The sequence below is a fragment of the Alphaproteobacteria bacterium genome (genome assembly GCA_024244705.1).
Taxonomy (GTDB): domain Bacteria; phylum Pseudomonadota; class Alphaproteobacteria; order JAAEOK01; family JAAEOK01; genus JAAEOK01.
In genome coordinates, this window is sequence record JAAEOK010000113.1 from 1 (window position 1) to 9,815 (window position 9,815).

General features: G+C 59.0%; 10 protein-coding genes and 1 rRNA gene. 1 reads left to right on the top strand and 10 read right to left on the bottom strand.

What is annotated here, in order from left to right:
• Nucleotides 1–90 (top strand): 5S ribosomal RNA (gene rrf, locus GY791_20990); the annotation flags it as partial.
• Between the two features lie 372 nt (nucleotides 91–462).
• On the opposite strand, the gene GY791_20995 is transcribed toward rrf, so the two are convergent.
• The 10 genes from GY791_20995 to GY791_21040 all read right to left on the bottom strand — a co-directional run.
• Nucleotides 463–1,437 carry a biotin-dependent carboxyltransferase gene (locus GY791_20995; protein ID MCP4330873.1) on the bottom strand — a complete coding sequence of 325 codons (975 nt, stop codon included), beginning with the start codon at nucleotides 1,435–1,437 and terminating at the stop codon, nucleotides 463–465.
• Nucleotides 1,427–2,302, bottom strand: coding sequence for an allophanate hydrolase subunit 1 (locus GY791_21000; GenBank protein MCP4330874.1), 876 nt, complete (start codon nucleotides 2,300–2,302; stop codon nucleotides 1,427–1,429). The genes GY791_20995 and GY791_21000 overlap by 11 nt, the downstream gene beginning before the upstream one ends.
• A 17-nt stretch (nucleotides 2,303–2,319) precedes the next feature.
• Nucleotides 2,320–3,687: an acetyl-CoA carboxylase biotin carboxylase subunit gene (locus GY791_21005; GenBank protein MCP4330875.1), complete on the bottom strand. Its 1,368-nt coding sequence runs from the start codon at nucleotides 3,685–3,687 to the stop codon at nucleotides 2,320–2,322.
• An 18-nt stretch (nucleotides 3,688–3,705) separates the two neighbouring features.
• Entirely contained in the window at nucleotides 3,706–3,948 is a 243-nt protein-coding gene (locus tag GY791_21010; GenBank protein MCP4330876.1) for a biotin carboxyl carrier domain-containing protein, read from the bottom strand.
• A 134-nt stretch (nucleotides 3,949–4,082) separates the two neighbouring features.
• Complete coding sequence (pxpA, locus tag GY791_21015) at nucleotides 4,083–4,817, bottom strand: 5-oxoprolinase subunit PxpA (protein ID MCP4330877.1); 735 nt, start codon at nucleotides 4,815–4,817, stop codon at nucleotides 4,083–4,085.
• A gap of 21 nt (nucleotides 4,818–4,838) precedes the next feature.
• Nucleotides 4,839–5,819: a Gfo/Idh/MocA family oxidoreductase gene (locus GY791_21020; GenBank protein ID MCP4330878.1), complete on the bottom strand. Its 981-nt coding sequence runs from the start codon at nucleotides 5,817–5,819 to the stop codon at nucleotides 4,839–4,841.
• A 4-nt stretch (nucleotides 5,820–5,823) separates the two neighbouring features.
• Entirely contained in the window at nucleotides 5,824–6,798 is a 975-nt protein-coding gene (locus GY791_21025) for an ABC transporter permease (protein ID MCP4330879.1), read from the bottom strand.
• A 50-nt stretch (nucleotides 6,799–6,848) separates the two neighbouring features.
• Entirely contained in the window at nucleotides 6,849–8,360 is a 1,512-nt protein-coding gene (locus GY791_21030; GenBank protein MCP4330880.1) for a sugar ABC transporter ATP-binding protein, read from the bottom strand.
• Nucleotides 8,361–8,414: 54 nt separating this feature from the next.
• Nucleotides 8,415–9,485 (bottom strand): TMAO reductase system periplasmic protein TorT, encoded by a 1,071-nt coding sequence (torT, locus tag GY791_21035; GenBank protein MCP4330881.1) that lies wholly within the window; start codon nucleotides 9,483–9,485, stop codon nucleotides 8,415–8,417.
• 206 nt (nucleotides 9,486–9,691) lie between these two features.
• Nucleotides 9,692–9,815: transposase (locus tag GY791_21040; protein ID MCP4330882.1), on the bottom strand; the 124-nt coding region annotated here is incomplete at its 5' end.

A 9,815-nucleotide genomic window follows, 5' to 3' on the forward strand; every position in this document is an offset into this window, starting at 1 on the left:
CACCCGATCCCATTCCGAACTCGGCCGTGAAAACCCTCTGCGCCGATGGTACTGCGTCTTAAGGCGTGGGAGAGTAGGTCGCCGCCAGGTCTTCAAAGACCACCGCCAAATTCTTCTTCCTTCGCAATCCACGCACCCGCGTCTATCGAGAAAGGACTGCTGTCTCTTGCGGAGGCGGCGGCCTTTCTTGATAGAGGCCGCGAATCTGGGCCAGGCCACCGACGATGACAACGCGACAGCAGCCGCACCAGTTGCTCGAGTGGATTGCAATCTCTTCAAACATTGAGCGGATGATCTCGACAGCCTGCGGGCGGGCGCAATCCTCGCCTCAGGGATTCTGTAGATTTGTGGCTTCAATTGCTCGCTGGCGACCTTCAAGGCTCTGCACCCAGATCAAGGCAAACGCCGCGCTTTGCACCAATGCGGTTATTGCGAGTGACGGCGTCGCGCCCACCCAATTCGCTATTGCAACATCTCCCTGAGATTTTCCAACATCGCCCTGCGGTCACGACGCGCGGCAAGCGCCGCCGCCATGTCGACGGAGACGAACCGGGTCGGCGTATGCGGCTGGAGTTGGCCAATGAGGTCCATGTCCGCTGAAATCACTGTGCCCAGCATGAAATAGCCGCCGCCGGAAACCGCATCCCGATGAAGCACGATGGGTTCCGTGCCGCCCGGGATCTGGATCGAGCCGTAGGGGTAACAGGCATCGACGATATTGGAGGGGTCTGAGCCGGCGCCGAATGGCTGATCGCGCTCGACGAATTCCAACGGCGTTCCGCCCTTGAAGCGATAGCCGATTCGATCGGCTTCGTTTGCGACCTCCCAGGTTTCCTCGAAGAACCTGCTTCCGGCTCGCTCGGTAATGCGGTGCCAATAGAGGCCGGGCAGAACTCTAAGTTCCGCTGGCATTCCCGGCATCCGCCGCAGTTTCGCGGGGACGCTCCTGCCTTCGGCGCCGCCGGGTGCTTCCGCCCCGATAGGCAATTCATCGCCGGCCTCCAGATTCCGCCCTTGATGACCGCCCAGAGCACCCAGGGCATAGGTCGAGCGGCTACCGAGCGCCACCGGCGTGTCGATACCGCCGGAGATCGCGATGTATACCCGCGCGCCGCCTCTCAGGTAGTCGAAGGTCAGGCGCTGGCCGGCCTTGACGTTGAACGACGTCCAACTTTCCCGGGGCTCGCCGTCAACCTTTGGCGGCAGATCGGCCCCCGTAACCGCGACCAACGCATCGCCGGTAAATTCGATCTCCGGCCCCATGAATACCGATTCCAGGACCGCTGCCCCTTCATCGTTTCCAACCAGGCAATTGGCGGCGCGCAACGCGAATCGGTCCATCCCGCCGGAGATCGGAATGCCGACGTTGTAGTAGCCTGGTCGGCCAAGGTCCTGCACCGAAGTGGCAAGGCCCGGTGAGATAACCTTAATTGCCATTGAGCGCCTCCTCGAGTTTCTTGTTATAGCCGTCGATGTCCTTGTGGAACACGTCCAGGGAGAACGTGACGTCGCGGTTCAACGGGGTGAATTTGTTGGCCTCCACGTCGGCGATATGTTGATCATAGGTACTACGGTCGATCGGCTTGAACTTGACGATGTCGCCGGGTTTGAAGAACACCATGAAATCGCGCAGATAGCCGACCTCCTGTTTGGGATCGTAAATCGGCATTGGAGTAATGCCGAACATTTGATAGCCGCCGGCGCCACGTACCGAATAGATACAACTAAAGCATCCGCCATAACCGACGGTGAGTTTCGGTGTATCCGTACGCGGCCGCAGATACTTCGGTACTTCGATCTGCCGCGATCGATCGACCATCTGATACATGAACGGCAGCCCGGCGACGAAGCCGACCATCGAGACAAACCAGGGCGCCCCGGAGTGCGCCGCTACGAATTCGTCGGCGGAGCCAAAGCCATTGATGCGGGCGGCATATTCCAGGTCGGTGCTGTTGGGGTCCTGGTGGCGCTCCCGAAAGCGCATCAGCGTTTCGTTCGTCCACGGGTCGTTGTAGAGAACCGGAACTTCGATGATGCGGGTTTTCAACACCGAATCTGTCTTTTCCGCGGAGGTCTCGAGCCGCTTCAGTTCGGCCAGCATGTCGTCCGGGCTGATCTGATCGGGATCGAATTTTACCTGATAGGATGCATTCGCGAGGCAGATCTCGGCCACCCCTTTGATCTGGCTGTCGCGAATCGCGGCCGTCATCGACAGGCTTTTGAAGAAAGCCTCCAACGACATCTCTTCATCGACCTCGGCGAATATGTGCTCATCGCCGCCAAAGGAGTATCGTGTCGTCATCTATATGTCCCCTCTGTCTATTCGACTAGACTTGGTGGTCCACTCTCGAGCCAATGTTCGAGAAAATTCGTGTCGAAAGTACTACCACGCACAGTTTCCTCAGCGACAAGCGCCTGATGCAAGGGCTTGGTGGTTTTTATCCCCGAAATTTCGAGCTCGGCCAGGGCCCGCTCAAGCCGTTTGAGTGCGCTCGACCGTGTTTCGTCCCAGACGATCAGTTTGCCCAGCAACGAGTCGTAGAAGGGCGGGACCGCATAGCCGGGATAGAGCATGGTGTCGAAGCGCACACCGGGTCCGCCCGGTACGCTCAGGCCGTCGACGACACCGACACTGGGCATGAAATTATTCGCCGGATCTTCGGCGTTGATCCGACATTCGATGGCGTGGCCGGTGATCCGAATATCATCCTGACGCCAGCGCAGCGGTTCCCCGCCGGCGATTCGGAGCATCTCGCGCACGATGTCGATACCGGTGACGCATTCGGTCACCGGATGCTCGACCTGGATGCGGGTGTTCATTTCGATGAAGTGGAATTCCCCAGAAAGCTCGTCATAAAGGTATTCGAGCGTGCCTGCGCCACGATAGCCGACATGGCGGGCAATCGCCACGGCGGACTTGCAGAGAGCGGTGCGGACATCGTCGGGCAACATTGCGGCCGGCGCCTCTTCCCAGACTTTCTGGCGCCGACGCTGCAGCGAGCACTCGCGTTCATAACAATGCACGACATGGTCGCCATCCCCGAGGACCTGCACTTCGACGTGACGCGCATTCTCAATGAATCTTTCGAAATAGAGTCCGCCATCGCCGAAAGCCGCCTTCGCTTCGGCGCTAGCCTGGGGCAGCCGATGATCGAACTCGGCCTGATCTGTCACAACGCGAATCCCGCGCCCACCGCCTCCTGCCGCCGCCTTGATCATGATCGGAAAGCCGATCCGGTCGACGATCGAGCGGGCCGAATCTAGGTCGTCAATACGCCCGTCGCTTCCCGGCACGGTTGGAACCCCTAGTGTGGCGGCCAGGCCACGCGCAGTGACCTTGTCGCCCAATAGCCGAATCGATTCACCCGTTGGACCGACAAAATTGAGCCCAGCATCATCCACGGCATCGGCGAAGTCGGCGTTCTCGGCGAGAAAGCCATAGCCGGGATGGATGGCGTCCGCCCCGCTTTCCTTGGCGGCGCGAAGGATCGCCTCGCCATCGAGGTAGGATTTCGCCGCTTGAGGCGGTCCGATATCGATGGCCCGATCCGCGAGCCGCACGGCAAGCGAATCGGCGTCGGCCTGACTGTGGGCCTGTACCGTGCAAATACCCAATTCACGTGCCGCCCGGATTATACGAACCGCAATTTCGCCGCGATTGGCGATGAGGAGGGTGCCGATACCCAAGGTGCCGTCCTTGTCGCCTCAACCGCTGATTTCAACGATCGGTTGACCCGCCATGATCGCGTCTTCGTTGTCGATGAGAAACTTAGCTATGGTGCCGGCGGCATCGGCTTTGACCTCATGGAACGTTTTCATGACCTCGACGAGCCCAACAACGTCGCCTTCCGCGACGGTATCGCCCTCTTCTTTGTAAGGCGGCTGGTCCGGTGCCGGCTTGCGGTAGAAAGTGCCGGGCAAAGGTGAAAGTACTTGTTTGCTTGCCATCAATGTTCCCCATTTCTCTCGTTGCTATCAACCGTTCAGAAGGTCACGGGCCATCGGCCACTATCTCCCGTGCCCCTGGACAAGACCGCAGTGAGGCGGCGCCATGGGCCGCCATGCGGCCGTCGCCAAGCCTCCTAAGCCGCCTCGGCCAGGTAGGGTTTGATGGCATTGCGGACTGCCTTCGCGACGTCGACAGCGTTCGGCGTGTCTGAATGGACGCAAATGCAGTCGGCACGCACCGGGATGTCGACCTCGTTGATCGACTTGGTCTTGCCTTCCTGGATCGCCCTGAGCGATCGTGCTGCCGCATCGTCGGGGTCGACGGATTCGTGCTCGCGCGTGATGATCAATCCGCCGTCGTCGCCGTAAGCGAGATCCGCATAGTATTCGGCCACGAAACGATGATCCCTGGCTTGGTACACCTCCTCATGCAAGGTGTTGATCATCCCGAACAGCGGCACTTGAAAAACATCGGCTGCATCACAGACGGCGTGGGCCACATGTTCCATGCGGGCGGCCATCCCGTAGAGCGAGCCATGCGGCTTGATGTGATTTAGTATCATCCCCGCCGCGTCGAGAAAGCCCTTCAGCGCCCCAACCTGATAAATGACGATGTTGGCGAGCTCGTCGCGTTCGATCTTCATTTCGCGCCGGCCGAAGCCGGGAAGATCGGGCAGTGAAGGGTGCGCCCCGACCCGGACCTTGAAGCGGCCGGCCAATTCGACGGTCTTTCGCATATGATTCGGATCGGAGGCATGGAATCCACAGGCGACATTAGCTACCGAGATGAGCGGCATCATGCTCTCGTCATCGCCCATCTTGTAGAGGCCATAGCTTTCGCCCATGTCACAATTGATCTCGACCTTCATGGCTATCTCCCTTTCTTGCTCCTAGGGAATCTCCACCGGCATCGCCTGCTGGGCGGCGGATTGTACGATGGCTTCCATTATGGCCACGTTGTGTATGGCCTCCTCGGAACGAACCCTGAACTCGGTCGCGCCGGCACATGCGTCGGCGAATTCTTCAAGCTCGCTACGCAGAGTGTCGACGAGCTCGAGCTCTATGTCCGTAGGTTGTTCACCCGAGCGTTGCACCGTCAGTGTGTTGCCGTCAATCCCGGCAAAGGCATTGCCCTCGGTGCCATAGAGATTAAGGGTCGATGTGTAGGGGCAAGCAAAGTGAGTGGCAAGATAACCGGTGCCACCAGATGCGAAGGCCATGAGCGAGGTCGTCGTGTCGTCGATGTCAACAGGCGACACCCGACGCTCGGAAAATGCCGTGAGCCGCCGCACCGGGCCGCCGAGCCAGGTCAATAGGTCGATCATGTGGATGCCCAGCGGCGCCAAAGCGCCACCCGGACACTCGCTTCGCTGAGCCCGCCACCGATCCGGTGTATAGGCAAGCGCGCCCTGGCTCGAAAAATTGGCCTCCAGGTGCAGCATGGTGCCGAAGCCTCCTGCATCCAACATGTCCTTCACCCGGATCGCCGCCGAACAGAAACGCCGGTTGTGGCCGACGGCGAGGACGACGCCGCGTTCCCGGCAGCGGGCAGCTGCGATACGGCCGCTCTCCGCTGTAAGCGTAAAGGGCTTTTCGACGAAAACATGCTTGCCCGCGTCGGCGGCCTGTATCACATGCTCGGCATGGAGCGAATGCGGCGTGGTGAGAATGACGGCATCAACATCCGGATCGGCCAGAACTGCTTCGTAGGTTTCATGGTTGCCGGTATCGAACTTCTTGGCGAAATCCTGCCGTCTCTCCGCCGAGCGCGAATGGCACGTCACGATTCGGATCTTGTCCGAATCTCCCTGCACCGATGCGGCGAGCTCGTTCGACCACCAACCGATACCGACAGATGCCGCCCTTAGCATAGTCTCAATCCTGTATTCTTGCGATATAGCGCTGCCGAAGCTGGTCGGCGACAACCGCGACGATCAATAGCACGCCGATGACAACGGTTTGAAGGTATGACTCGATGCGGGCCAAGTTCATACCGTTCTGAATGAGCCCGATGAAAACGGCACCCAACACGACATTTTCAACCCTGCCGATGCCGCCGCGCAGGCTCACGCCACCGATGACACAGGCTGCGATCGACTCGAGCGGCATGGACGCACCGATATTGGCCTCACCGGTTTCCAGTCTAGCGGTCAAAAGCAGCCCGCTGATGGCAGCCAGTCCGCCGCACATCGTGTAAGCCAGAAACAGGGTCTGCCTGGTGTTGATCCCGGAGAGCGCCGACGCCTTGATGTTGCCGCCAACCGCATAGAAATAGCGGCCCAATCGCGTCCAATAAAGCAGCCCGCCCATCGCGACGATGAGCGCCGCCGTCACGTAGATCGGTACCGGTAAGCCGAGGAATTGCCCGAACCCGAACATTGTACCGAATGCGTCCGGCATGCCGTAGACCGGGACGCCGCCCGTCATGTAAAGCGCGATACCGAAACCGACCGAGGCCATGCCCAACGTCATCATGAAGGGCGACACGTTGAAAACGGAAACGCCGATCCCGTTGACAACGCCGATTGCCGTGCCCGTCGCAAAACCCGCGAGGATGCCGAGGAAGACCGCCAATACGACACTGTCTGGCGACGCCACGAATACAGCAGACATGACAGTGGCGGAGACAACGGAAGTAATGGCAAGTATCGTACCCACCGAGAGGTCAAAGCCCCCGGTGAGCAGGGCAAGCATCTGACCCATGGCCACTATTGTCAGGTAGGTTGCCTGCCGCAGGACGTTCATGATGTTGCGGCCGGTCAAGAAATTGTCCGACATCAGACTGAACACAATCACAGCGCCCAGTAGCAGAAATGGCAGAACGCCGAGACGGACGAACGCCAGCTGCATCCAATATCCAACGGACCGTGCCCTCGTTCCATTCTTCTCGTCGGTCGGGGTCACGCGGCGGCCTTCTCGAAAAACTCACTCAATACGGCGCTCTCGGTAATTTCACCACCGACGAGTTCAGCATGCAGAACACCGCGATACATCACATATACACGGGTCGTTAAGTGGAGAATCTCCGGCAAATCGGATGACACCAGCAATACGCCGGCACCCGATTCGCATAGGTCGCGAATGAATTCATATATGGCCACTCGTGTACCGACATCGACGCCGACTGTCGGCTCGTCGAACACGAACAGCTTCACATCGCGCGCAAGGCTCTTACCAAGCAGCACCTTCTGCTGATTGCCGCCCGAAAAGTGGTCTACCGCGCGCTCGATCGAGGGCGGTTGTAGGTTCAATTGGACGGCGATATCGGTTGCCTTCGTCCGCTCGGCCGCTCGTCGGAGGAATATTGGTCCCGAGAACTGCGGCAGATGAAGGGATGAGAGGGAGACATTCTCCCGTACGTTGCGCATCAGTACCAGACCCTCTTCACGCCTGTCGGGCGGAATATAATATAAGCCACGATTCAGCATCTGCCGCGGCGTCAGTCCGGTGGCGTCTTGGCCATCGAAAATGATCTTGCCTGCGCTCAGTTGCTCGATGCCGAAACACGCCCGCGCCAACTCCGTCTTGCCTGACCCGATCAGACCCGCGATACCGACCACCTCGCCGCGTCGCACCGAAACCGATACTTCACGCAGTGCTCCGTTCTTCGTCGAGATATTCTCAATTTCGAGGATCTCATCCTGGGGCCTAAACTCGATCTTTGGAAAGATCTGCTCGATAACCCTACCCGTCATTAGGCGCACTAGCTCTTCATCGGTGGTTTCTTTGGCATCGACCGTATCCACATAGCGGCCATCACGCAGGATGGTGATGCGGTTGCCGATGCGCCTAATTTCGTTCATGCGATGGGTGATATAGATGATTCCGACGCCGTCCGACTTAGCTTGTTCGATCAGGTCAATGAGTTGGTTGGTTTCTCGTTCGGTCAGCGAGGACGTGGGCTCGTCGAGAATGAGAACCGAGAGGTCCGATCGGAACGCCTTTGCGATTTCCACCATCTGCTGTTCGGCGCGAGATAGGTACATCACCTTCTGCGAGGGCTGAATTGGGAAACCGAGACGCCCGAGTATCTCTTTGGCCCGGCCATGGAGGGACCGCCGATCGAGCAAACCCATCCTGGTGATCTCGGCGCCGAGGAAAAGGTTCTCCTCGACAGTGAGCTGAGGGACCAGGGAAAACTCCTGAAAAACCGCACTGATGCCGCGGCCTCTTGCGTCGTGAACCGAATGAAGTTCGACATCCTGGCCTTGGAATCGGATGCGACCGGATTCAGGCCGCAGCGCACCGGCGATGATCGATATCAAGGTCGATTTGCCGGCCCCGTTTTCGCCAAAAAGGATGTGAACCTCACCCGGACGCAGGTCGAAGTCGACCCTGTCCAGCGCCAGCACGCCGGGGAAGCGCTTGGTGATCGACTTCAGTTCCAGGAGCAGGGGGGGGCCTTCCGACATGGGCCCCCCGCCCACGTGTTCATCAACCATGGTCTGGTTGGTTGAGGTTTGGCTTCAGTCGACCGTGAAGGTCGGCTTGAAGTCCTGCGGCGCAAGCGACGATTCGTAGTGGAAGGAATCGATATTGTTCGAATCGATCACATAAAGTGCAGGCCCGACATGCTTCGTGTAGTCCTTGCCTTCGAGTATCCGCACCGCCTGGTCGATGGCGACCCGACCCTGGATCACGGCCGAATCCGTGGGCGCGGCGAGAACCCTGCCACGCTTGATGTTCTCGTAGACCCCCGGTGTGAAATAGTAGGCCAGCACATTGATCTGATCCTGCAGACCGCGATCGCGAATCAGCTGAACCGCTGCCTCGGTGGTCGGCGACGTTCCGACGACATACTGGATGTCCGGATATGCCTCGAGCGTGTCCTCGACGAGCTTGAGCTGGATTTCCTTTCCGGTGTCGCCGTACTTGGTCTCCACGACTTCGATGTCGCTGCCCTCGATTGCCTTGAGGAAACCTTCATTGCCCGCTTCGACCCATCCCGCACCTGGCGGTCCGGGAAACCATGCAACTTTGACCTTGCCGCTGCCTTTGGGATGAAGCTTGGCGATGTATTCACCGGCCTTGAAGCCCATTTCGCCGAACGACACCAACGATTTGGCGGAAAGCTCGGGGGACGACATGCCGTTGATGACATCGATGACTGGAACGCCCTTGCCGCGGATCTCCTTGACTAGGTTGTTCAAGCCATCGAAGGATATGGCCCCGATCACGACAGCCTCAGCACCACGCGCGACGCAGTCCTCGATCTGGGAAACCTGCTTATTGAGATTGGTGTAGCCGCCTGCTTCGACCAACTGCATTTTGACGCCCAACCGTTCGGACTCAGCGACGACACCGTAGTCGACGGCCATCCAGTACGCGTCCTTCATATGCGGGAAGGACACGCAGATGTCCCAGGCCTTCTCGGCCTTGTCGAGCGGCGTATAGTCGACCGTTGTACGCGGGCTCGCCATGTCAAAGGGCGGGTTCCAGACCTCGACCGGAAACGGATACCATTCCTGCGCCTGAGCGGACACGGAAAACGCGAGACCAAGAGCGACCACGACTGCCGGCACCGTTCGTCCGGCCATTCTCGACGAGTTCATTCGCTACCTCCCTTTTTTGCGTGACTACCCGAACTGCATTGTTGTCCGAATACCTTAAATCATGATGCTCTAGATGCAAAGGAGACTCGCCCAATCGATGGCCCGACGATGAATTCTGCTGGCGGCAAGGCGATGGGGTCGATCTTCTCGGTGTTCTTCGGGTCTGTCGGAGCTCTAGGTTGAATCGACATTCATCGCATCCATAGCATAGCGCAAGCGAGTTGGATGAAGCTGATGAAGTAGAGGGCTCTTCTTTCGTATCGGGTCGCGATGTGGCGGAAGTGCTTGAGCTTGTTGAAGCATCGTTCGATCAGG